Annotated in this window: 21 protein-coding genes and 1 riboswitch; of the genes, 16 read left to right on the plus strand and 5 right to left on the minus strand. The window is 34.2% G+C overall.

Going from position 1 to position 23,823, the window contains the following annotated elements:
* The first annotated feature begins 50 nt into the window (after window positions 1-50).
* The 10 genes from BN349_RS05520 to BN349_RS23410 all read left to right on the plus strand — a co-directional run bounded on the left by BN349_RS05520 (window position 51) and on the right by BN349_RS23410 (window position 11,994).
* The gene (locus BN349_RS05520) at window positions 51-1,760 is read left to right on the plus strand and encodes a peptide ABC transporter substrate-binding protein (RefSeq protein ID WP_019241280.1); all 1,710 of its coding nucleotides are present in this window, start codon (window positions 51-53) and stop codon (window positions 1,758-1,760) included.
* Between the two features lie 111 nt (window positions 1,761-1,871).
* The gene (gene opp3b / locus BN349_RS05525) at window positions 1,872-2,801 is read left to right on the plus strand and encodes an oligopeptide ABC transporter permease (RefSeq protein ID WP_019241281.1); all 930 of its coding nucleotides are present in this window, start codon (window positions 1,872-1,874) and stop codon (window positions 2,799-2,801) included.
* Window positions 2,801-3,835, plus strand: a complete 1,035-nt coding sequence (gene opp3C / locus BN349_RS05530; RefSeq protein ID WP_019241282.1) for an oligopeptide ABC transporter permease — start codon at window positions 2,801-2,803, stop codon at window positions 3,833-3,835. The genes opp3b and opp3C overlap by 1 nt, the downstream gene beginning before the upstream one ends.
* Before the next feature lie 14 nt (window positions 3,836-3,849).
* A complete protein-coding gene (locus BN349_RS05535) occupies window positions 3,850-4,893 on the plus strand; it encodes an ABC transporter ATP-binding protein (protein ID WP_019241283.1) in 1,044 nt (347 codons plus the stop codon).
* A 1-nt stretch (window position 4,894) separates the two neighbouring features.
* Complete coding sequence (locus BN349_RS05540; protein WP_019241284.1) at window positions 4,895-5,842, plus strand: ABC transporter ATP-binding protein; 948 nt, start codon at window positions 4,895-4,897, stop codon at window positions 5,840-5,842.
* Window positions 5,843-6,144: 302 nt separating this feature from the next.
* The gene (locus BN349_RS05545) at window positions 6,145-7,377 is read left to right on the plus strand and encodes an aminopeptidase (RefSeq protein WP_019241285.1); all 1,233 of its coding nucleotides are present in this window, start codon (window positions 6,145-6,147) and stop codon (window positions 7,375-7,377) included.
* A 67-nt stretch (window positions 7,378-7,444) separates the two neighbouring features.
* Window positions 7,445-7,628, plus strand: a riboswitch (cobalamin riboswitch).
* A gap of 325 nt (window positions 7,629-7,953) precedes the next feature.
* Window positions 7,954-8,502 (plus strand): cob(I)yrinic acid a,c-diamide adenosyltransferase, encoded by a 549-nt coding sequence (locus tag BN349_RS05550; RefSeq protein ID WP_019241286.1) that lies wholly within the window; start codon window positions 7,954-7,956, stop codon window positions 8,500-8,502.
* 108 nt (window positions 8,503-8,610) lie between these two features.
* Window positions 8,611-9,585: an ABC transporter substrate-binding protein gene (locus BN349_RS05555; RefSeq protein WP_019241287.1), complete on the plus strand. Its 975-nt coding sequence runs from the start codon at window positions 8,611-8,613 to the stop codon at window positions 9,583-9,585.
* The gene (locus tag BN349_RS05560; RefSeq protein WP_019241288.1) at window positions 9,551-10,618 is read left to right on the plus strand and encodes a FecCD family ABC transporter permease; all 1,068 of its coding nucleotides are present in this window, start codon (window positions 9,551-9,553) and stop codon (window positions 10,616-10,618) included. The genes BN349_RS05555 and BN349_RS05560 overlap by 35 nt, the downstream gene beginning before the upstream one ends.
* Window positions 10,619-10,632: 14 nt before the next feature.
* Window positions 10,633-11,994, plus strand: coding sequence for an ABC transporter ATP-binding protein (locus BN349_RS23410; protein ID WP_019241289.1), 1,362 nt, complete (start codon window positions 10,633-10,635; stop codon window positions 11,992-11,994).
* Between the two features lie 64 nt (window positions 11,995-12,058).
* On the opposite strand, the gene BN349_RS05570 is transcribed toward BN349_RS23410, so the two are convergent.
* A complete protein-coding gene (locus BN349_RS05570) occupies window positions 12,059-13,177 on the minus strand; it encodes a radical SAM/SPASM domain-containing protein (protein ID WP_019241290.1) in 1,119 nt (372 codons plus the stop codon).
* A gap of 177 nt (window positions 13,178-13,354) precedes the next feature.
* Window positions 13,355-14,173, minus strand: a complete 819-nt coding sequence (locus BN349_RS05575; RefSeq protein WP_081591184.1) for a glycerophosphodiester phosphodiesterase — start codon at window positions 14,171-14,173, stop codon at window positions 13,355-13,357.
* Window positions 14,174-14,429: 256 nt separating this feature from the next.
* On the opposite strand from BN349_RS05575, the gene BN349_RS05580 reads away from it, so the two are divergent.
* The 3 genes from BN349_RS05580 (at window position 14,430) to BN349_RS05590 (ending at window position 15,341) form a co-directional block, all read left to right on the plus strand.
* Window positions 14,430-14,645 carry a DUF1659 domain-containing protein gene (locus tag BN349_RS05580; RefSeq protein WP_019241292.1) on the plus strand — a complete coding sequence of 72 codons (216 nt, stop codon included), beginning with the start codon at window positions 14,430-14,432 and terminating at the stop codon, window positions 14,643-14,645.
* Between the two features lie 225 nt (window positions 14,646-14,870).
* Entirely contained in the window at window positions 14,871-15,092 is a 222-nt protein-coding gene (locus BN349_RS05585) for a DUF2922 domain-containing protein (RefSeq protein ID WP_019241293.1), read from the plus strand.
* Between the two features lie 102 nt (window positions 15,093-15,194).
* Entirely contained in the window at window positions 15,195-15,341 is a 147-nt protein-coding gene (locus BN349_RS05590) for a YvrJ family protein (RefSeq protein ID WP_019241294.1), read from the plus strand.
* 233 nt (window positions 15,342-15,574) lie between these two features.
* On the opposite strand, the gene BN349_RS05595 is transcribed toward BN349_RS05590, so the two are convergent.
* The 3 genes from BN349_RS05595 to BN349_RS05605 form a co-directional block, all read right to left on the minus strand.
* Entirely contained in the window at window positions 15,575-15,778 is a 204-nt protein-coding gene (locus BN349_RS05595; protein ID WP_019241295.1) for a cold-shock protein, read from the minus strand.
* 267 nt (window positions 15,779-16,045) lie between these two features.
* Window positions 16,046-16,504: a GNAT family N-acetyltransferase gene (locus BN349_RS05600; protein ID WP_019241296.1), complete on the minus strand. Its 459-nt coding sequence runs from the start codon at window positions 16,502-16,504 to the stop codon at window positions 16,046-16,048.
* 202 nt (window positions 16,505-16,706) lie between these two features.
* Window positions 16,707-17,927, minus strand: coding sequence for a NupC/NupG family nucleoside CNT transporter (locus BN349_RS05605; RefSeq protein WP_019241297.1), 1,221 nt, complete (start codon window positions 17,925-17,927; stop codon window positions 16,707-16,709).
* 540 nt (window positions 17,928-18,467) lie between these two features.
* Here BN349_RS05605 and BN349_RS05610 point away from each other — a divergent pair.
* The 3 genes from BN349_RS05610 to BN349_RS24775 all read left to right on the plus strand — a co-directional run bounded on the left by BN349_RS05610 (window position 18,468) and on the right by BN349_RS24775 (window position 23,442).
* Window positions 18,468-20,048 carry a peptide chain release factor 3 gene (locus tag BN349_RS05610; protein ID WP_019241298.1) on the plus strand — a complete coding sequence of 527 codons (1,581 nt, stop codon included), beginning with the start codon at window positions 18,468-18,470 and terminating at the stop codon, window positions 20,046-20,048.
* A gap of 581 nt (window positions 20,049-20,629) precedes the next feature.
* Window positions 20,630-22,009 carry a Na+/H+ antiporter NhaC gene (gene nhaC, locus BN349_RS05615; RefSeq protein ID WP_019241299.1) on the plus strand — a complete coding sequence of 460 codons (1,380 nt, stop codon included), beginning with the start codon at window positions 20,630-20,632 and terminating at the stop codon, window positions 22,007-22,009.
* Window positions 22,010-22,230: 221 nt separating this feature from the next.
* Entirely contained in the window at window positions 22,231-23,442 is a 1,212-nt protein-coding gene (locus tag BN349_RS24775) for a murein hydrolase activator EnvC family protein (RefSeq protein WP_019241300.1), read from the plus strand.
* Window positions 23,443-23,823 lie beyond the last annotated feature (381 nt).

The raw sequence follows: 23,823 nt of genomic DNA on the forward strand, positions 1-23,823 counted from the left end.
GCATAGTGTCCTTGAATCAATTATTTTGTAGAGAAGAAGGGGGAAAAATATTGAAAAAGTCAAAATTAACACTACTTTTAGTATTAACACTCGTTTTAAGTCTATTTTTAGCAGCGTGTTCTGGTGATAAAACATCATCAGATAATAATTCTACTGAAAAGCCAAAGGAAAAAGAGCCAAAATCTGAATTGGCAGAAAATCAAGAATTGCGTGTACTTGAATCTTCAGAAATTCCATCAATGGATAGTGCAATGGCACAAGATGAAGTATCTTTCACGATGTTAGCTAGTACGCAAGAGGGATTATACATTCAAGATGCAGAAAGTAAACTTATCCCAGGTGTAGCGGAGGGTGAGCCTGAAGCAAATGCAGAGGGAACTGAATTCACAGTAAAAATTAAACAAGGTCTTACTTGGGCTAATGGTGAACCATTAACTGCTAAAGATTTTGTATTCTCTTGGAAACGTGCAGTTGATCCTAAAACAGCTTCTCCATATGGTCCTTATATGATGAATGGAAAGCTAAAAGGAGCACAAGCAATCACTGATAATGCAGCTGCTAAAAAACCTTATAATATAGATGATTTAGGTGTACAGGCAGTGGATGATAACACATTAAAAGTTACAATGGAAAAACCAATGACTGTTGAATTCTTTAAAGGATTAATGGCTTTTGGAACATTCATGCCTCAAAATGAAAAATTCGTAACTGAACAAGGTGCGAAATTTGCTACAACTGCTGCTTCATCATTATCAAATGGACCATTCAAATTAACTGAATGGGAAGGTCCAACAGCTACAAAGTGGGTTATCGAAAAGAATGATAAATATCATGGAGCTAAAGATGTAGTGCTTACAAAAATTTCTTTTAACGTAGTTAAAGATCCGCAAACTTCTGTAAACTTAATCGAAACTGGTGAAGCAGATATTAGTGGAAAACTTGCATCTGATATCGTACCTCAATATGAGGGAGATGAAAGAATGATAAGTTGGTTAGATCCAAGTGTTTTCTGGTTAAAAATGAATCAAAAGAATAACCCTGCTTTGAAAAACTTAAACATTCGTAAAGCGATTGCGATGGGCTTCAATAAAGAGGATCTTGCTACAAACGTATTAAATAACGGATCTATTCCTGCTAACTATGCAGTTCCTTCCGATTTTGTAAAAGATGAGAATGGTAAGGATTTCCGCGATGCGAATGGAGATATGCTTACTTATAACGTTGAAGAAGCGAAAAAAGCTTGGGAAGCTGGTTTAAAAGAATTAGGTAAATCAGAAGTAGAAATTAGATATTTAGGTGGAGACACTGAAACATCTAAAAAAATCGACCAATATATGAAGAATCAGTTAGAAACTAATCTTAAAGGCTTAAAAATCAAGTTAGAGAGTGTACCATTTGCAGTTCGTCTAGATCGTGATGTTAAACAAGATTATGATCTTCAAGCAGCAGGTTGGGGACCTGACTATTTAGACCCAATTTCATTCTCTGATCTTTGGATTACAGATGGCGGAAATAACAAAATGAGTTATTCTAACCCAGAGTATGACAAATTGATTAAAGAATCTCAAAATACATCAGATCAAGCTAAGCGTTGGGAAGCGCTTCAAAAAGCTGAAAAAATCCTACTTGAAGAGGATGCAGCTATTGCGCCGATTTATCAACGTGCAGCTAATATGCTGGTAAATCCAAAAGTACAAGGATTTAACCATCATGGTGTTGGACCAAATCATAGCTTCCAATTCATGTCTATGGCGAAATAATATTAAAAAATGTCTTAAACATTTTTACAAAGAGAGTATATGAAAATATACTCTCTTTTCCCCTTGGGAAAAATATCAAATAGAAAATTTATCAAATTAGGAGGTGCGGTTTTGGCAAAATATGTAGTTAAACGTATTATTTATATGTTCATTACACTCTTTTTGATTGCTTCTCTTACTTTCTTCCTCATGAAAATCATTCCAGGAACACCCTTTAGTAATGCTAATAAATTGAATGCCGCACAATTACAAATTATGAAGGATAAATACGGACTTGATGAACCTGTCCCAGTGCAATATATGAAATATATGTTGAATGTAGCACAAGGGGATTTAGGTAATTCTTTTCAGTTTAATAATGTTCCGGTTACAGACATTATTGGTGACTTAATAGGACCTTCAGCGCAATTAGGATTTCAAGCAATGTTTTTCGGCACAATTGTCGGCATATTTTTAGGTTTACTAGCAGCTTTATATCAAAACACATGGGTTGATTATACATCAACATTTCTAGCTGTTTTAGGGAAATCGGTTCCTAGTTTTGTATTTGCAGGTCTACTTCAGTACTTTATAGGTGTTAAATTAGGATTGCTTCCTGTGGCTTTTTGGCGAGGCTTTGAATATACCATTATGCCAACTATTGCATTATCCTTGTTTCCAATCTCAATTGCAGCCCGTTTTATGCGGACAGAGCTCATAGAAGTGTTAAATTCAGATTATATTACACTTGCTAAAGCGAAAGGAGCTAGTGGATTTCAAATATCAGTAAAGCATGCATTAAGAAATGCGCTCATTCCTGTAATCACTGTTTTGGGTCCTTTAATGGTTTCATTGATGACAGGTTCATTGGTAATTGAAAAAATATTTGCAGTTCCAGGGATAGGTGAACAATTTGTAAAAGCCATTCAAGTAAATGATTATCCTGTCATTATGGGAACGAATCTTCTTTTTGCCGCATTATTTGTATTTGTTACATTAATCGTCGATTTATTATACGGATTAATTGATCCAAGAATTAGAGTGGCAGGTGGGAAAAAATAATGGCGAATATTGAGATGAAGATTCCGAAAGATAAATTTCAGTCGATTCCAAGAGATTACAAGAGTAGTGAAGTGATCAATAAGCCAAGCTTGAATTTTTGGCAGGATGCCTGGTTGCGAATTCGCAAAAATAAAGGAGCCATCGTAAGTATTGTTATCTTGCTACTTATTATCATTATGGCTTTTGTTGGGCCGCTTATAAGTGGAAAAGACGGAAACGTACAAAATGTTAAGTATTCCAATTTACCAGCTAAGATTCCAGTTCTTGAAAACATTCATTGGTTACCATTTGATGGGACAATGGTGAATAAAGCAGGTAAGGAAATGGATATGTACCAAGTAAAAAAGGTCCCCGAAGGTGAATATTATTGGTTTGGTACAGATGCTTTAGGGCGTGATTTATTTACTCGTCTTTGGAAAGGTACGCAAATATCTCTTTATATTGCTTTTTTAGCAGCGCTTATTGATATGGTCATTGGAGTTGCTTATGGGGCAATATCTGGATATTTTGGGGGTCGTTTAGATAATATTATGCAAAGAATAACAGAGGTTCTTATCGGTATCCCTAACTTGGTTGTAGTCGTTCTCATGATACTCGTTCTTGAACCTGGTATTCTTTCCATAACAATCGCTTTATCTATTACGGGTTGGGTTACAATGGCTCGTGTAGTTAGAGCGCAAACATTAAAGTTAAAGGAACAGGAATTTGTTTTAGCTTCTAAGACATTAGGAAACTCAAATGCTAAGATTATTTTTAAACATCTCATTCCAAACTTAACGGGAGTTATCATTATAAATACGATGTTTACGATTCCAAGTGCTATCTTTTTTGAAGCATTTTTAAGTTTCATAGGTTTAGGATTAGTTCCGCCGGCGGCATCGTTAGGGACGTTAATTGATGAAGGAATGAAAGCCATATTAATTTATCCACATCTATTAATATTTCCTGCGATTGCTATTAGTTTGATAATGATTTGTTTTAATTTAGTCGCTGACGGTTTACGTGATGCACTAGATCCAAAAATGCGTGATTAAGGTAGGTGAATACAATGAAAAGTATATTACAAGTAAAGGATTTACAAGTTTCATTTAATACATTTGCGGGAGAAGTTCAGGCTATACGAGGAGTAAGTTTTGACTTAATGAAGGGTGAAACACTTGCCATTGTTGGTGAATCAGGATCAGGGAAATCGGTCACTACAAAAACTATTATGCGTCTGTTGCCACAGACAAATTCTATCATTAAAAATGGCGAAATCCTTTTTAATGGAAAAGATCTTTCTAAACTATCAGAACGTGAGATGCAAAAAATTCGAGGGAAAGATATTTCGATGATTTTTCAGGATCCGATGACTTCTTTGAATCCAACGATGAAGGTTGGTAAGCAGATTATGGAGCCGATTATTAAACATCACAAATTAAGTAAGGTAGAAGCAAAGCAAAGAACGATTAAACTATTACAGCTTGTTGGCATTCCTAATCCAGAACAACGGTTTGAGCAGTACCCTCATCAATTTTCTGGTGGAATGAGACAGCGTGTCGTTATTGCGATTGCACTCGCTTGTAATCCGCAAGTTTTAATTGCAGATGAACCTACAACAGCACTTGATGTCACTATTCAAGCTCAAATATTAGAACTTATGAAGTCGTTACAAAAGAGAACGAATACAAGTATTATTTTCATTACCCATGATCTAGGGGTAGTTGCCAATGTCGCAGACCGGGTTGCAGTAATGTATGGTGGCAAAATTGTTGAAATTGGAACCGTAGATGAAATTTTCTATAATCCACAACATCCGTATACTTGGGGACTTATAAGTTCAATGCCTGATTTGGATTCTCGAGGAACAGAATTATATGCAATACCTGGAACGCCTCCGAATTTACTACATCCACCAAAAGGAGATGCATTTGCAGCTCGTAATGAATATGCCATGCAAATAGATTTAGAAGAAGAACCACCGATGTTCAAGGTTTCTGAAACGCATTATGCGGCTACATGGTTACTTCATTCAGATGCACCAGAGGTTGTACCACCTGAAACGGTTTTAAAGAGAAAAAAATACTTCCTCTCATTAAAAGGAGGACGATAATATGACTGAAAGAAAGGTTTTGCTTGAAGTAAAAAATTTAAAGCAATATTTTAACGCAGGAAAATTGAATATGGTGAAAGCAGTAGATGATGTATCCTTTTTCATTTATGAAGGTGAAACACTGGGATTGGTCGGTGAGTCTGGATGTGGCAAATCAACAACTGGTAGAACGATAATTCGATTATATGAAGCAACAGGTGGAGAAGTATTGTTTCGAGGGAAAAATGTTCATGGAAAGAAATCTAAAGCGGAACTAAAGGAATTTAATCACAAAATGCAAATGATTTTTCAGGACCCCTATGCTTCTTTAAACCCACGAATGAAAGTAAGTGATGTAATTGCTGAAGGTATCGATATCCACGGTCTAGCCACAACGAAGCAAGAACGTATGGAAAAAGTGTATCAATTATTAGAAACTGTAGGTTTAAACAAGGAACATGCCAATCGATATCCACATGAATTTTCTGGTGGACAAAGACAAAGAATTGGGATAGCTCGGGCTTTAGCCGTACAACCAGATTTTATTATTGCTGATGAACCAATATCTGCCCTCGATGTGTCCATTCAAGCCCAGGTTGTTAACTTAATGAAAAAGTTGCAACAAGAAAAAGGATTAACTTATTTATTTATTGCTCATGATTTATCGATGGTGAAATATATAAGCGATCGAATTGGTGTTATGTATTTTGGCAAAATTGTTGAATTAACTACGAGTGAAGAATTATACAAAAATCCACTACATCCTTACACAAAATCATTATTATCTGCTATACCTCAACCAGACCCAGTAAGTGAACGTTTAAGAAAACGAATCACCTATAACCCTTCTATGCATCAGTATAGTCAAGATGAAGAAGTTAAAATGCGTGAAGTAAATCCTGGCCATTTTGTATTGTGTTCAGAGAAAGAGTACAAACAATATCAAGTTGAAGTTGCGGCTGTGAAATAAATCGCATTTAAAGAGATGGTTACTTCCACAAAAAGAAAAAGCTTAGTGGAAATTCTAGAGGCTCAAGCTGAACAATCGAACTAATTGGAGTTGAATTTTCAATAATGAAGTAAAAATAACGAGAGAGGTTGGATCTAGTTGTTGATGAATGTATAGTTTGAATCAACAGTTCTAGTAACAAACTCTCTTTTAACATGCAAAAAAAGAAAGGTATTGTTGAAAAATTACTATACTAAATCATATAAGATTTCACATTACAATGATACAATTAGATAGAATATTTAGTTTAGGAGTGGTAAGTAATGAGTAATTTCGAACAAAATTTAGAAAAATACGCTGAACTCGCTGTAAAAGTTGGAGTGAATGTTCAAAAAGGACAAACGCTTGTTATAAGAACAACTTTAGAAGGTGCTGAATTGGTAAGAGTTATTACAAAAAAGGCATATGAAGCAGGTGCTCATAATGTTATTGTGCAATGGAGCGATGACGCGATCACACGCTTAAGATATGAACATGCAGGTGATGAAGTCTTTAAAGAATACCCAGTTCATCAAGCTAATGAAACGAATGAATTGGCTGAACAAGGCGCTTCATTCTTATCCGTAATTTCTTCATCGCCTGATTTATTAAAAGGAATTGATTTAGAACGTTTAGCGAATAGTCAAAAGGCTTCTGGTCAAGCACTAAGCAAATTCAGACAAATTATGCAAGCAGATAAAGTATGCTGGTCAATTGTAGCTGTTCCTTCGCAAAGCTGGGCAGATATGGTATTCCCAGAAGCAGCGAAAGAAGAGCGCATCGAATTATTGTGGGATGCTATATTTAAAGCGACTCGTATCGATTTGGATAATCCGGTTGAAGCTTGGAAAAAACATGATGAATCTTTACATACAAAAGTAGATTATTTAAACGAGAAGCACTATAAAAAGCTACATTACAGAGCACCTGGAACAGATTTAACCGTGGAACTTCCAGAAAAACATATTTGGTGTGGTGCAGGTAGCATCAGTGAGGCTGGCGTTGAATTCATGGCAAATATGCCGACAGAAGAAGTGTTTTCAATGCCATTAAAAACAGGTGTGAATGGAGTAGTATCTAGTACAAAACCTTTAAGCTATGGTGGTAACATTATTGATAAATTTACATTGACTTTTGAAAATGGACGCATTGTGGATGCGAAAGCTGAAGTAGGCGAAGAAGTGTTAAAAGGATTAATTGCAACTGACGAAGGTTCGCATTACTTAGGTGAGGTGGCATTAGTCCCTCATCATTCTCCTATATCTGAATCAAATATTTTATATTATAATACATTATTTGATGAAAATGCGTCGAACCACTTAGCAATTGGAAGTGCGTATGCATTTAATTTAGACGGTGGTAAAACAATGACTCGTGAAGAATTAAATGAAAATGGTGCAAATGAAAGTATAACACATGTTGATTTCATGATTGGTTCTGATCAAATGGATATAGATGGAATAGCGGAAGATGGTAAAGCTGAACCGATATTTAGAAAAGGAAATTGGGCATTTTAAATTAATTTGAATGAAAAAAATGACAATTTATTATATTTTCAGTACAATAAAAAAGATTGTACAATTAACTTAATATCACTTAATGAGTGCCTTGTATTCAAAGGGTAATAGGGAAATCGGTTAGAATCCGATGCAGCCCCCGCTACTGTAAGCATGATTCGTATTGCTCGATATGCCACTGAACAAATGTTTGGGAAGGCTTGAGAGAAATAATGCTAAGCCAGGAAACCTGCTCATTAAGATTATTCTTGTTTTTCGGTGGGAAAAGTAAGTCGAGAGTGAATTTGTATTGTATGTTCGAGCCTTGACTGTTTTTCAGTTGAGGCTTTTCGTTTTTGTATGGGACGAAGGAATTAAAAAGTGAACAATGGATTATTTTAAATCTAACAGCATAATTGTGGTGTTAGTAAGAGTTGAATTGTCTGTTAGATGATAGGTTCACATTGTCTCATATTATTAGTACTACTTATTGATGTAAATGACTAGAGAAAGATAAGAATCTACTTGATGAGTACATTCTAAGGGAAGTTATTTACGTAACAAATGATTTATTCATACTGAGGAGGATGGCTACTAATGAAAAGAGATTCAAAATCTGCTGGGAAAGTGTTGGTTTATACGGGAAATGGAAAAGGGAAGACAACAGCCTCATTTGGTTTAGCAGCAAGAGCATTAGGGAGAGATTTTAAAGTTATTATTCTTCAATTTATCAAATCTCCTGATCGCACATATGGAGAACAAATTTCTCTTGAAAAACTCGGGGCTGAGGTGTATCAACTAGGAATCGGTTTTACTTGGACAAAAACCCCAGAAGAACATCGTCAATCCTTGAAACAAGCTTGGGAATTTGCAAAAGAAAAGCTGAATAGTGAAGAATATGATCTTGTTATTTTTGATGAATTAAATAATGCCTTAAGTATTGATAGTTTTCCTATAGATGATGTTTTACCTTTGGATGATGTTATTCAAACGATCAAAAATAAACCATTTAAAACACATGTTGTTGTAACAGGGCGAGACGCAAAACAAGAAATGAAAGATATCGCAGATTTAGTTTCTATTATTGAAGAGGAAAAACACTATTACCAAGAGGGTGTAGATGCTATTTACGGAATTGAGTATTAATAGTAAAGGAGTACTGGATTTGTAATCAAAAGATAGAATGACAAATGATAATTTGAACAATCGCACATGCGTTTTTTTACATTACATAACTTTGGAGGATTTTTCATCATGAAAAAGCGTTTATTAAAAGGATTAAGTATATTTTCACTATTATTCATCCTGCTACTAGCTGTGTTAGCAGGGTGCGGATCGACATCTGAAAATAAGAAAGATGACTCAGGAGCATCATCAACAACACAAGCAAAAGGTTTTCCTGTAACTATTAAAGATGATGTTGGAAATAAGGTTACAATTGAAAAGAAGCCTGAAAAAATTGTATCACTACTCCCAAGTACTACGGAAACATTATTCGCCTTAGGTCTTGATGATCAAATTGTAGGTGTATCAGATTATGATAATTTTCCAGAAGCTGCTTTGAAAAAAGAAAAAGTTGGCTCACAAGACATGAATATCGAAAAAATCTTGTCGCTTCAACCAGATGTTGTGTTTTTACAGGAATATCAATACAAAAATCATGCGGATATGATTAAGCAATTGCAAAATGCAGGGATAACAACAATCATTATTGGTTCACAGGAATCCTTTGATAAAGCATATAAAGGTATTAGCCTCCTCGGTAAAGCTACAGGAACTGAAGAGGAAGCGAATGCTATTGTCAATAATATGAAAGAAAGAATTAATAATATCAAAGATAAAGCGAAAAAAGTGGAATCAAAAAAACGCGTTTGGGTAGAAATATCCCCTCAACCAGAGATTTTTACAACAGGTCAGAATACTTTTATGAATGAGATGCTTGATATGATAGGTGCAGAAAATGTTGCAAAAGGTCAAGTTGGCTGGGTGAAAATGAGTGAGGAAGAAGCGGTTAAATTAAATCCTGACGTGATTCTTACAACATATGGTAGCTATGTTGGAAATGCGACAAAGCAAGTTCTAGACCGAAAAGGCTGGCAACAAGTGAATGCAGTGAAAAACAAGCAAGTTTTCGACGTAAATAATGATACCACCTCTAGACCAGGGCCTCGCTTAGTAGATGGAGTTGAAGAAATTGCAAAAGCAGTCTATCCGGAAGTCTTCAAGTAAAAAAATAATTGTATTATCTATATTTACCATTTTATTTGTATGTACGGCTCTTATTTTAGGTGTTTTTGTAGGATCGGTTACGATTTCTGTTTCGGACATTTTAAAAATTATTTTTGGGAAATTAACAGGAATGTCTTTTTATAATGGAGATAATAGTACAGAAATGATTATTTGGGAAATTCGTTTTTCAAGAGTCATCTTAGCCTTTTTAGTGGGAGCATCCTTGTCATTAGCAGGAGCAACGTTTCAAGGATTATTGCGAAACACTTTAGCCGACCCATATACAATAGGTGTATCTTCAGGTGCATCCTTAGGTGCTGTTTTAGTTATATTTTTTCAAATTCCATCCACACTTTTATTAGGTTTTACTCAGCCTGTCATTGCTATTTTATTTGGATTAGGCACATTATTAATTGTGCTTTTCATTACTAATTTTGCTACAGGCAAACTCTCGAATGAAACAATTATTTTAGCGGGAGTTATTATTTCTTCTTTTATGAGTGCGATTATCTCGCTGATGATAGCTTTAACACCGAGAGAAGATATTGCTAATATTTTGTATTGGATAATGGGAAGTGTGGCTATGAGGGGATGGGGGCATGTACAATTGATTTTTCCTTTCTTTATCATAGGTACTGGAATTGTTTTATATCACTATCGAGAATTAAACAATATGGCACTTGGGGAACAATCTGCTCAATTTGCAGGAATGGATGTACGAAAAAAGAAAAAGGTTATTTTAATTGGTGCATCTATACTTACTGGATCGGCCGTTGCCGTATCAGGTGCAATTGGTTTTGTAGGATTAGTTATTCCACATCTTGTTCGATTAGTGACAGGTGCTAATCATCGTTATGTTTTGCCGTTTTCTTTATTTATTGGTGGAGCTTATTTAGTAATGGCGGATTTAATCGCAAGAACAGTAGTTGCTCCCAGCGAATTACCAATCGGTGTAGTGACGGCATTAATTGGTTCGCCTATTTTCACCATTTTATTAATTAAACAAAGAATGAAGAAAAATGATGTACATTAATCGGGGGTTGGAAAATGATCACACTTAAGAATGTTACAGGTGGATATAACGCTTCTACTGCGATTGTTAAAGACCTATCGTTTACTGTTGAGAAAGGTTGTTTTTTTGCTTTACTTGGACCGAATGGAAGTGGGAAAACGACGATTGTTCGTCTGATTATGGGGGCTTTACATTTACATCGTGGCTCTGTTGCAATTGATGGTAAAGAAGTAAAAGAGTTTAAGCCAAGAGAACTAGCGCAAAAAGTTGCTGTCATGACTCAAGAAAATGAAATTGGATTGGATTTTACCGTTAAAGAAATTGTTAGTTTAGGCCGTTATCCTTATCAGAAATCTTTATTCTTGAAAGAAAATACAAAAAGAGATGAAGAAGTAATAAAGCATGTTATGGAGCAAACAAAGGTTTGGGAGTTCCGTCATAAAATATTTGGTAATTTAAGCGGTGGTGAAAAGCAACGGGTTTTATTAGCAAAGGCGCTTGCACAAGAGCCGAAGTTACTGTTGTTAGATGAACCTACAAATCATCTAGATGTACGACATTCGATGGAACTATTAGATTTATTGAAGAACTTACAATTAAAGATGAATTTAACGGTTTTTGCTATTCTTCACGATTTAAATATCGCTTCTTTATATGCAGACAGTATCGCGCTCTTGAATGAGGGACAGCTACAAGGAATTTACAATGGTTTATTAGATGAAAATCAAGAAGAATTCAGTGATGTTTATCAAGTTCGCATGAATTTTCATCCTCATCCGGAGGTGGCAAAAAATCAGATTTTAATATCACCTGATTTCTTATTAGAAAATCGTTCTGATATTATACGAAATAAAGTATTTGTTGAAATTCAGCAGGAGAGAAAGAAGATCACTTTTCATAAACCTTTAAGAACCTTATCGATTGGGGCAAAGGGAAGTGGGCTAACATGGATGAAGGGCTGGACAAACCAATACAAAGAGGATAATCATGAGAACGCTGTATTAGTTGGAGATATTTATGCGTATGCCTATAATAAGCAGAACGAATCATGTGAAAAATGGGAGCTGGAGGGAGAAATTAAATCTGATTGGACATCTTTAATATGCCTAGCAAAATCTCATCAAGAATATCATATCGCATTTGTTACAAATCACGCTTTTAATGATGTGCAATTAATGAATCAGGCAGCTAGAATAGTTGCATTAAAAACAAAACTAGATGTTGATAATACTAATTCCTTTGATACTGCGATGCCTTTATTATCGATTAGTACTTGTTCAAGTGAGAGGTATGATGAAGAAAATGGAAATGAGCTATTGCGATTATTTCAATATGCCTGGAATAGAACAAGAGAAGCAAGTAATAATTGTACGAAGTATGAAGTGAAAATGAATTAATGTGAAAAGGGCTGACTAAAAGGATCTAAATCATTTGTCAGTCCTTTTCTGTTTCGATGTATCTTTAAATCTTATTTTTTTGCAGTGCTTTCGGTGTGTAGGCACAATAAGGTTCTTCAGCCATATAATTACCTGATTCATGATAAGCTCGTGCACGGCAGCCCGAGCATACATTTATGTATTCACACACTCCGCATTTTCCTTCAATGGACGTTGGATTTCGTAATTTGTTAAATAAAGAAGAATGGTTCCAAATCTGTTCGAATCCTTCGTCTAAAACATTTCCTGCTTTCACTGGTAGATATCCGCATGGTTGGACGTTTCCTTTATGTGAAATAAAGCAAACTCCTGTCCCAGCCAAACACCCTTTCGTTACTGCTGCCATACCATGTGATTGGACAGTAATTCTTTCACCATTTTCCTTAGCTTTTTGACGCATAATACGATAGTAGTGTGGCGCACATGTGGCACGTATTTCGAAATTAACTTCACGAGAACGATTGTAAAACCATTCTAAAACTTCTTCGTATCTTTTATCACTTAACATATTACTTTCAACAATTTGTACCCCACAGCCGACAGGGACTAGCATAAACAAATGCAAGGCATCTACATCCATATCTTGACTTAAAGTGATCATTTCCTCCAAATAATCAACATTATGTGATGTAATAGTTGTATTAAATTGAAGCTGTAGGCCTTGTGCTTTAACATGAGCAGCTCCAGTAAGTGCTTGTTGGAAGGAACCTTGTAATCCTCTAAAGTGATCATGTATGGAAGCTGATGGACCATCAAAACTAATGGCTACACGACGAATACCAGAGGCTTTGATTTTCTTCGCGATTTCTTCTGTGATTAATGTACCGTTTGAAGCCATTGCAAGTGTAATACCCTTTAAATGGGCATAGGAAGCGATTTCAAAAAAGTCAGGTCGATATAAAGGCTCGCCTCCTGTGAGAATTAATATTGGGCTACAAAAGTCGGCAATTTCATCAATTACTTGAAATGCTTGTTGTGTTGTTAACTCATCCGGAGATCTTTCAGGCTGTGCTGTTGCTCTACAATGGATACACTTGAGATTGCATCCTTCAGTTAATTCCCAAAAAATAATTCTCGGACCATTTTCATAAGAGACAAAATGATTATTAGCAGTCAAATGTCTGTTGATGTTCTGTGATTTCAACTTCATCGGCTCCTTTTGAGTCATATATTACTATTGTAAAAGAACCATAAGATAGAATGTTTGAATTAACGTACATTTCTGTGAATTTTATCTTATAAAATGAAATCCAGCTCGATAATGGCTAACTTATCTGGAGCTGGCAATGAACGAATATATTAAGGTACAATGTACTCTATTTCAAGTTTGAGATTTATACCATTCTGGGTAATCTGTCACGATACCAGTAGGATGTAATCTTTCTAACTTTTGGAAATCTTGTTTGTTTTTTACTGTCCATATAAAGCAATGGGCACTATGTTTAAATATTTTTGAAAGAAGCTGTTTATTTGCCATAGTAATTTTGGGATTTATAAAAGTTGCAAATGAGGACATTTCTTTAATTCTCGCTTCTGACAATCCGTGATATTGATGTCTAACTAAAACGCCTATTGCGATTTGTGGCATTTTTTTATGAAAGGCTCTTAAAAATGAAACGTTAAAACTTTGAATAATAATATCATCCCATATGTATTGGTAATCATCTAAGAGATTGACAAGCAAGTCAGCGTATTTTGGTTGATTTTTAGCAAATTTTACTTCTATTAAGAATTTAGTTTTACCATGATACTTTTCTAATACCTCTAGTAAGGAGGGGATTCTTTCTGTAGAAAAAGTAGGGCTTTTCCACGAACCAGCATCTAATTCTTGTAATTCTTTTAGAGTACAATCACTTACTTTACCTTGACCATTTGTTGTTCTTTCTAATGTTTGATCGTGAATAACGACAAATTGTAGGTCTTTTGTTAACTGTATATCAAATTCAATAAAATCTGCCTGACAATCTATAGCTGCCTGAAAAGAGCTATGTGTATTTTCAGGATAATCCCCAGAGGATCCTCTATGTGCAATCACAAATGGTTTATTTCTTAAGCTTTTAGATGCATGCTGACTTCGCTTAAATAAATAGAATGATAATACTAGAGTAATGATTACTAGTAGCAGATAAATGAACATCATTAACCTTCCTTTATCAATACAAAAATGTATAGCGTTTTTATGGTCTAAATACCCGTTTTTTCGTTGTCTTGTTTGTAAATGCCTATTTACGCAAAAATATGTTGCCTGTAAACAAGGAGTAAGTATAGGCTGAATTCTGCGCCAAGATGCTCGCTTCTCATTCCATAGAAGTCTCGTAAAAATTATCCACTTACTTTTAAATACGCTACTTTTCCCTTGCTTGTTTATATAACAAGTGTGAAGGGAGGTGAAAGATATGGCAAATGAAACAATAGTATCTCAACAACTAAGATTATGCTTTCAAGAAGGCTTTGATACTAAAGGCAATCCTATTATTAAAAGAAAATCATTTACAAAAATTGATGAATCAGCAACAACTGCACAATTGATAGCAACAGCAAATGCTATCGCTGTTTTACAAACCCTACCAATGGTTAAGGTAGAGAAACAAGAAATCCAAGCTTTATCGTAGTGAACGACATCATTCTAAAGAAATAAGCAATGAGTATAGGTAGAATAGGATTCTCCAGGATGCTCACTTTCCGATGGCTAGGAGGGTAGCATCCAAGATTTATAACACCTATGGATTGTAGCTATTCCGTTGTTTCTGCAGGTATCTCACATCTTACGTTCCTATAGCTATTTCCTGTACTTTATAAAAATCAAATCCGTTTAAAGGAAAAGAGGTGAAGAAAAAATGAATACAAACCATACACTCGAACTAGTGTTTACCACGGCTAATAACAAAACTTCTACGATTACTATTGAAAATCCTAAGTTACCGATTGATCTTGATCAAGTGAAGGCTTCTATGGATGAAATTATATCACAAAGTACTTTAACAACTACTAGTGGAAAACTAGCGGTTAGAAAACAAGTTCGACACGTAGAAAAAAACGTTCAAGAATTTACAGTTTAAGCATTTCAGCTTGATTTTATACCGTTTTTGGGGGGTGTATGGCAAGAGCGAATCAATTGCTGCATCCTCAAATTCTTTTTCTAATAGATGGAGGTGATAGGGGTGGAAGCGGTTATTCCTCTAATAAGTGAAGTAGGCTTTCCGATTATTGTAAGCTTGTATCTATTGTACCGAATTGAAACAAAATTAAATACATTGATAGAAGCAATCCTAAGCTTACCAGTGAAATTAAAGGAAACGAATGAATAGTGTATAAAAGAAAGAGAACGATAGAATCATTAGATACATCGTTCTCTTTTCCTATATGAAAGAAGGATGTGAAGTTGGCAGAATAGTAAAATATATCTATAGGATGTTATGAAAAGAAAATTTATTATAGGGTAGTGAATGTAAAAAGAAGAAAATGCTATTAGTGGATCTTAAACAGAGCAAAGACGTTACTAAAATAGTAACGTCTAAATAAACGTAAGTGAAAGTTTAAATTAAAGTTTTACCACGTTTTTAGCTTGAGGTCCACGGCTACCATCTTCGATTTCGAATTCAACTTCTTGACCTTCATCAAGAGTTTTGTATCCTTCACCTTGGATAGCTGAAAAATGTACGAATACATCGTTTCCGCCTGGTACTTCGATGAAGTCAAAACCTTTTTCGCTATTAAACCATTTTACTTTACCTGTAACTGTCATTCGATAAATCCTCCTAAATTTTAAACAAAAATTAATATGCTACTGTATTACTTCCCAAGTGAGAGAATAACATTCACACATTATCAAGCTTCAAAAATAGCGTTTGATTCTTGATAATATGTGAATTATTTAGAATCGTTTGATAGAATTTATTATACATGATTAATATTTAAATAACAAGTTCCTGAGAGAAAAAAACTGAAATTTATAAAGAGTGTTTTTCCTTCTCTCAGCCTTGTGAGAGAAGGATGTAAACGTTTTACATTTTTAGAGCTTTTTCTCGTAGCAATCGACAAAATTATCGTTAAGTTTTGATTGTTTAAAATAGGTGAAATTAAATTTTTTCCAGAAAGATTTTCCTATATGGTTTTTTTCTAATACTCCTAATCTAACAGTTTCTATCCCTTTTGATTTGAGTTTTTGTTCAAACTCTCCATAGGCAATAGAACCGTAACCATATCCATGATAATCATGATGAATCATAAAAAACCCAATCCAGGGTGTATTGTCTTTAGGATTATTCTCTAAAAAACTTAACACTCCAATATAAGTATCATCCGCTTTAATAAAGTAATGCTCACTTATTTCATCTAAAACATCCTTTTGAATCTCTTCATCTGTTCTATGAGGTTGTCCATTTTCAATTTGATTATACTCCTTATTTGAATTAACAATTTCTTTTACAATATAAAGGTTTTCTTCTGTAATTGGTTCAAATGTAATCATTGTATCGTCTCCATCTTATACATAATCATTTTTTCAAAGTTTTGAAATAAACTACTATGTATTATATTAAATGTTAAGTTTGATATCGAAAAGAGGATTGACAAAGAATCTTAATAATTAAAATAGAAAAAGCGATTTATAAAGAAAACTTCTCCTTATAAATCGCTTTAAATAATCTGTATATTTCGGATTGAATTGAGAGTTACAAAACAAGCATTCCAGCGATAGCGGCGCTAAGGCATGATGCTAATGCACCAGCAATAACAGCTTTCATTCCTAATTTCGCAATTTCTGGTCTTCGGTTCGGAGCCAATTTACCCAAACCTCCGAGTAATATCCCGAAGGAAGAAATATTAGCAAATCCACATAACGCAAATGAAATAATAGCAACCGTTTTTTTAGAAAGATCTGGAATATAAGGTGCAAAAGAAGAATAGGCAACAAATTCATTTAAGATCAATTTTTGTCCAATAAAATTACCGGCGAGTAATGCTTCATTCCATGGTACACCAATAACAAATGCTAATGGAGAAAAAATATAACCTAAAATAAGCTCCAATGACAGTTCGCCAAAACCGAACCATCCACCAATAAAGCCTAATAATCCATTCAATAAAGCAATTAGGGCGATAAATGCTAGCAACATTGCGCCGATATTTAAGGTTAGTTGTAGACCAATAGAAGCTCCGTTTGCTGCTGCATCAATAACATTGGCAGATTCTTCATCTTTATAAATAGCAAATTCTTCATCAGTTGTGCTTTTTTCTGTTTCTGGAAAGATAATTTTTGAAAGCACTAGTCCAGCAGGTGCACTCATGAAGCTAGCAGCAAGTAAATATTCAAGTGGTACTCCAAGTAGTGAATAACCGATGAGGACACTTCCGGAAACAGAAGCTAAACCGCAAACCATTACAGCAAACAATTCTGATTGAGTGATTTTTGCTAAGTACGGTTTAACTACGAGAGGTGCTTCTGTTTGTCCAACAAATATATTGGCTGTAGCAGAAAAGGATTCTGCTTTTCTTGTACCTAATAATTTTGATATAGCGCCACCAATATATTTAATAACTATTTGCATAATTCCGAGATAATACAAAACGGAGATTAAAGCAGAGAAAAATATAACTACGGTTAAAACGTTAAAGGCAAAAACAAATGAAATTCCTGATTCAGGTGTATAAATGCCTCCGAAAACAAAATCAATCCCTTCATTTGCATATGTAATAATGGCATTCACAACATCTGTGAGTTTTTGGAGGACAAATCGGCCCCACGACCATTTTAATACCATAAAGGCAAACGACAGTTGTACTATTAGGCCAACAATAACAGTTCTTTTATTAATTTTTCTCTTATTGTTTGATAATAGAAAAGCGATTAAAAGGATACATAGCATACCACATAATCCCCATAAATAATTCATAAAAACACCTCAAAAATAAAATGGAATAGTTGCTTAAAGTAAATGTGCATCATAATCTATGAGATAAACAGGCAAACTTACACATTCCATATTGTGAGCGAATTAAGAGAAATTATTCGAAATTCATTTTGGAAAGGAATATTATGAAAGAAGATATTTTGAATTGGCGAAAGATTATTGTGTTTAAATTAGTTCTGTAAAGTCAACTAATTGATCAAAAGGTAAGTTGATTGGTGAATGTAGGAGAATTCCTGGATAACAAGAATTTAAAACGAATGTCAGCCGTTTCGCTCTGACTGAATTAAAAAGAAATAAAAAGTATGATAACAAGCCATTTGATTATGCTGGAAAACGTGTGAAACCATTTCAAAAAGGATTTCATAAATAATTTTTTAACACCGCTTTTCTTTGCTTCTATAAAAAAATAAGGAAAATATGAAACAAGACCTTTAAAAAGATAGATATGATAAAGGAGTTATGGTATATTTTTTAAGTCAAGATTATGAATCGGGTAGATTTAAATAGATAAGGATGTATAAAATGAACTTTTCACTACAAAATGAAGTCCAATCAAGAAAGACTTTTGCAATTATTTCCCATCCGGATGCTGGTAAAACAACGATTACAGAAAAGCTATTACTTTTTGGTGGTGCTATTCGTGATGCTGGAACTGTTAAAGCACGTAAAACGGGTAAATATGCAACATCTGACTGGATGGAAATCGAAAAACAAAGAGGAATTTCTGTTACTTCCTCCGTTATGCAATTTGAATACAAAGATTGTAAAGTAAATATTGTTGATACACCGGGTCACCAAGACTTCAGTGAAGATACGTATCGAACACTAACTGCTGTTGACAGTGCAGTCATGGTAGTTGATGCGGCTAAGGGTATAGAGGATCAAACAATGAAGCTCTTTAAAGTGTGTCGTATGCGAGGAATTCCGATCTTTACATTCATTAATAAAATGGATCGACAAGGTAAAGAACCGTTAGAATTACTAGCTGAACTAGAAGAGGTTTTGGAAATTGAATCATATCCTATGAATTGGCCTATTGGTATGGGAAAGGACTTTGAAGGAATATATGATCGTTATAATAATCGTATTGAACAATTTAAAGTTGAAGGTGAAGACCGATATTTGCCACTAAACGACGAAGGTGAATTGGAGATTGATCACCCAATTAAAAATTCTCCATTATATGAGCAAACACTTGATGAAATTATGCTTTTAAATGAAGCTGGTAATGAGTACAGTATTGAAAAAATTGCTGAGGGTGAGTTAACCCCTGTATTTTTTGGAAGTGCATTAACGACTTTTGGTGTGCAAACCTTCCTAGACGCATTTTTAGATTTTGCTCCATCGCCACAACCTAGAATGTCATCCGCTGGAGAAATTAATCCAGTTAGCGAAGATTTTTCTGGTTTCATTTTTAAAATTCAAGCTAATATGAATCCAAAACACCGTGATCGTATTGCTTTTTTACGTATCTGTTCAGGTAAATTTGAACGTGGTATGAATGTGAATTTAAGTAGAACAGGAAAATCCATTAATTTATCTTCATCTACACAATTTATGGCAGATGAAAGAGCGACTGTAAATACTGCTGTAAGTGGAGACATTATTGGTTTATACGATACAGGAAATTATCAAATTGGTGATACTATTACTACAAGTAAGGATGTGTTCCAGTTCGAGAAGCTTCCTCAATTTACACCAGAGATTTTTATGAAGGTTTCTGCGAAAAATGTTCTAAAGCAAAAACACTTTCACAAAGGTATTAATCAATTAGTTCAGGAAGGTGCTATTCAATTGTTTAAGACCGTTTCAATGGAAGAATATTTGCTAGGAGCTGTTGGACAGCTTCAATTTGAAGTGTTTGAAAATCGTATGAAAAACGAGTACAACACAGATGTTATAATGGAACGTATTGGAAACAAAATGGCTCGTTGGGTTGAGGGAAATGTTGTCGACGAAAAACTAAATAGCTCAAGAAGTATATTAGTAAAAGACCGATACGATCAATATGCCTTTTTATTTGAAAATGAGTTTGCATTACGTTGGTTCCAAGATAAGAACCCTGATGTTAAATTATATAATCCTATGGATGGAAAACAATAAAAAGAAAAGACTTACATACAGATGCATTCTGTATGTAAGTCTTTTTTGTTATTTAATACTATTTGAAAGGATAATTGATGGCGAATTGAATGGTTTTTTAGGCTGTTTTATACGAACAAGTAGTGTTAGTGTAAATAGGATAAGTTATACTGCACCATCGATCGTTTTATACTAATTTTTATTCAATGAACGTCTTTATAAACAATAAACTTTTTGGTGATATCCCTTTTTAAGCTGTAAATGATGTTATTTCGAAATATTAATGTTGACAAAATAATGCTTATCCATTACATTAATGATATGCTTTAGCGCTAAAAAGCGTTTAAGCAAAAAAGATAATCTGTTTGCAGATTGAGTAGCGATGTTTTTGCAGCAAAAAGAGACCAGATGAGTGGTGGAAATCTGGGCGGAAACAACAGTGAATTACAACTGCCTTGGTAAAACAGAAAAAATGAGTGGGCAAGGTTAACTTGTCAAATAGGGTGGTACCGCGAAGTTTCTTCGTCCCTATGTGGAGAAGGGGCTTTTTTGTTTTTTCTCCTTTATCATCATTGTCATGCAAATTGGGAGGAATTGAATTCATGTTACAATCCGCTAAATTAAGGCTACCTTTATGGGAAGCTGCACTAGTATTAGTTATTATCTTATCGATGGTAAGCTATGGCATCATTTTTCTAGGTGTTAAACCGCATTTACCAATGATTTTTGCCATTATGATTTTGATGGCTTACGGCATAATAAAAAAAGTTCCGATTGCCGATTTAGAAAAGGGGATTATGAATGGTGCTCGTACAGGGCTTGGAGCTGTTTATATATTCTTTTTTATCGGTATGCTAATTAGTAGTTGGATGGCTAGCGGGACAATTCCAACTTTAATGTTTTACGGTTTTGAATGGTTTTCAAATTTACCGTTATATTTTTCAGCTTTTGTAGTGTGCGCTATAGTTGGGACATGTATAGGAAGTGCATTTACTACATCAGCAACTATTGGTGTTGCATTTCTAGGTATGGCAACAGCAATGGATGCATCACTAGCCATTACAGCCGGTGCAATTGTATCGGGTGCATTTTTAGGGGATAAAATGTCTCCTTTATCAGATACTACTAATCTTGCATCTGAAACGCTAGGGGTTCCACTTTTTGAGCATATTAAAAATATGTTATGGACAACAATTCCTGGTTTTGTTATTACAGCCATTATCTTTTTCTTTTTATCGCCAACTAGTAGAGGTAAAACGGAAGAAATCACCACTTTTTTACAAGCATTACAAGAACATAGCTATATTAGTTGGGTATCATTAATTCCTTTTATTATTGTAGTCGTATTAGCAATTAAAAGAGTGTCTGCGATACCAACACTTTCTGCTGGAATTATAAGTAGTGTTATTATTGCCTTAATTGCTGATTCTTCCTTAACTTTATCAAAAATGTCAAGCATTCTTTTTTCTGGATATGTCATGAACAGTAACTTAGAACAACTAAATACCGTCTTATCAAGAGGTGGAATTGAAAGTATGATGTTCTCTGTGTCACTTGTGTTGTTAGCATTAGGTATGGGAGGTCTCCTATTTTTATTAGGAATCATTCCTTCATTAATAAAAACAATAGAAGGGCTATTAAAAGGAGCACTTTCGCTAATAATTGCGACAGCATGTACGGCGATTGGAATTAATTTTTTAGTAGGTGAACAATACTTATCTATATTATTAACTGGTAAGACCTATGAAGGACAATTTGAAAAGCATGGCTATAGTAAGAAAACATTAGCACGTGCTTTAGAAGATACAGGAACTGTCATTAATCCATTAGTTCCTTGGGGAGTGTCTGGTGTATTCCTTGCAGGCGTATTAGGTGTCCCAACATTAGAGTATGCACCATTTGCCTTTTTCTGTTTGTTGTGTCCACTATTAACAATTTTTAGCGGTCTGACTCAAATCGGAATATCAAAACATAATTCATAGTTTTATAGAAAACCTTTATTAATCGTTTTGGATTACTAAAGGTTTTTCTTGTGCATAGGGATAAAGTCAATCAAAAGTCATGGATAAACATTATTAAAACAGTCTTTTTTAATGATTAATAAAAGTGCTTTATATATTATAATAATATTAAGATATTATATTGATTGTATAGTATCTATGTTTAATACGATAGAGTATTTTTTTGATAAGAGGTGAAGTAGTTGCAGCGGATAACAAAATGTATGTTCAGTACGGTACTTATTAGTACTTTTTTGTTTTCATTTACTGTTCATGCGAATCCGAATACAAAGCAAGAGGTTAGTCAACAATTAAAGAATGTAGGCGATGAATTACAAACTAAAACAGCCGAAGCTAAAAGTTTAGAAAATAAAAAAAAGCAAGTATATCGTGAGTGGAAAGATTTATCGATTGAAATTGCCGCTTTAGAAATACAACAATATCAACAGACGTCTGATTTGCTACAGGTACAATCAAATATAGCCAATCTAGAAGTACAAGAGAAAACGTCAAAAGATAAAATGGATAAAAGATACACAATGTTAGCAAAACGTTTAACAATTATGCAAGAGGAACAAAGTTATAATAATATTGTTTCCATTCTTCTTAGTTCTAATAGTATTGCTGATTTTTTCAGTCGATATTTAGCTGTTTCTTACATAATGAAAGCAGATCAAGATTTAATAGATTCATATGAAAAAGAAGTAAAACATTATAATGCCCTAAAAATCGATGCGAAAAAAGAATTAGAAAAAGAAAAGGCTATTCAACGACAGTTAAAGTCAACAAAAACGGCATTAGTTGAGCGAGAACGTAAACAAAAGCAATATATGAATGAGCTAAACACACAATACGGTTGGACAATAAAGGATGTTCAATCATTGCAAACTCGATATGATCAGTTAGAACAGCAATCAGCAGCAATGAAAGAAAAAGAGAAACAAGAAGCTGAAAAAAATACCTCTAATAACATTCAATATGATGGAAAAGGAGGATTTGATGTAAGAGGTAACTCAGGAGTCACTGTTGCAGATTTAGATAAAGTGTTAAGTGGTTATTTAAAAGGTTATGGTTCTGTGTTTTATGAAGTTGGAGAAAAGTATGGAATTAATCCGGCTTTCCTAATGGCGGTTGCTATGAGTGAAACCGGTGGGGACAGTAATTGGCTGAAGCAATATAATAACGTAGGTGGTTTTACCCATAATGGTCCAATGAAATTTGCTTCAATAGAGGATAGTATTCACTATATGGGCTCTTTATTATCTCGATTGTATATAAGAGATGGATTATATACAGTTGAAGCTATTCACTCTCGTTATTCACCTCAGGGTGCTTCGAATGACCATTCTAACTCAAATGCTATTTGGGTTAACAATGTTTATAAATTTCTTTCAAAAGCAGGTATAGCCGTTTAAAAATTATATAAGATGGGAAAAGCCATATACGTTATATGGCTTTTTCTATGTTTTAAAGATTAATTTGATACTATAGTTGTTTATTAACATTTTATAGTCGATAGTGGATGAGTGCTTTGAGTCAGAGGAATAGAATGGCTGTTAGAAATAAATCAATTAGGATCATTCATTATGTCAGATATGTTAAGAATATTAAAAGTGTTGTCAGAAAAGTGATACGTTCTTTCTGCTAATTGAAATCAAGAAAACCGTCGAGTATAGTTGGTAGTAAGATACAATAGTTGAGGAGTTTATATAATATCGTATGAATCATTTTATTTTACATATACCTTATCGATAAATAAGGCTGTTTTCTAAAAGATTTTTGTTAAATAAGTTCGC

This window comes from Bacillus sp. AP8, from assembly GCF_000321185.1.
GTDB lineage: Bacteria > Bacillota > Bacilli > Bacillales > DSM-1321 > Bacillus_AD > Bacillus_AD massilioanorexius.

Coding starts and splice junctions, on each gene's coding strand:
- opp3C (WP_019241282.1), top strand. CDS start 2,801: ATGGCGAATATTGAGATGAAGATTCCGAAAGATAAATTTCAGTCGATT.
- BN349_RS05535 (WP_019241283.1), top strand. CDS start 3,850: ATGAAAAGTATATTACAAGTAAAGGATTTACAAGTTTCATTTAATACA.
- BN349_RS05540 (WP_019241284.1), top strand. CDS start 4,895: ATGACTGAAAGAAAGGTTTTGCTTGAAGTAAAAAATTTAAAGCAATAT.
- BN349_RS05545 (WP_019241285.1), top strand. CDS start 6,145: ATGAGTAATTTCGAACAAAATTTAGAAAAATACGCTGAACTCGCTGTA.
- BN349_RS05550 (WP_019241286.1), top strand. CDS start 7,954: ATGAAAAGAGATTCAAAATCTGCTGGGAAAGTGTTGGTTTATACGGGA.
- BN349_RS05555 (WP_019241287.1), top strand. CDS start 8,611: ATGAAAAAGCGTTTATTAAAAGGATTAAGTATATTTTCACTATTATTC.
- BN349_RS23410 (WP_019241289.1), top strand. CDS start 10,633: ATGATCACACTTAAGAATGTTACAGGTGGATATAACGCTTCTACTGCG.
- BN349_RS05575 (WP_081591184.1), bottom strand. CDS start 14,173: ATGATGTTCATTTATCTGCTACTAGTAATCATTACTCTAGTATTATCA.
- BN349_RS05580 (WP_019241292.1), top strand. CDS start 14,430: ATGGCAAATGAAACAATAGTATCTCAACAACTAAGATTATGCTTTCAA.
- BN349_RS05585 (WP_019241293.1), top strand. CDS start 14,871: ATGAATACAAACCATACACTCGAACTAGTGTTTACCACGGCTAATAAC.
- BN349_RS05595 (WP_019241295.1), bottom strand. CDS start 15,778: ATGACAGTTACAGGTAAAGTAAAATGGTTTAATAGCGAAAAAGGTTTT.
- BN349_RS05600 (WP_019241296.1), bottom strand. CDS start 16,504: ATGATTACATTTGAACCAATTACAGAAGAAAACCTTTATATTGTAAAA.
- BN349_RS05605 (WP_019241297.1), bottom strand. CDS start 17,927: ATGAATTATTTATGGGGATTATGTGGTATGCTATGTATCCTTTTAATC.
- BN349_RS05610 (WP_019241298.1), top strand. CDS start 18,468: ATGAACTTTTCACTACAAAATGAAGTCCAATCAAGAAAGACTTTTGCA.
- nhaC (WP_019241299.1), top strand. CDS start 20,630: ATGTTACAATCCGCTAAATTAAGGCTACCTTTATGGGAAGCTGCACTA.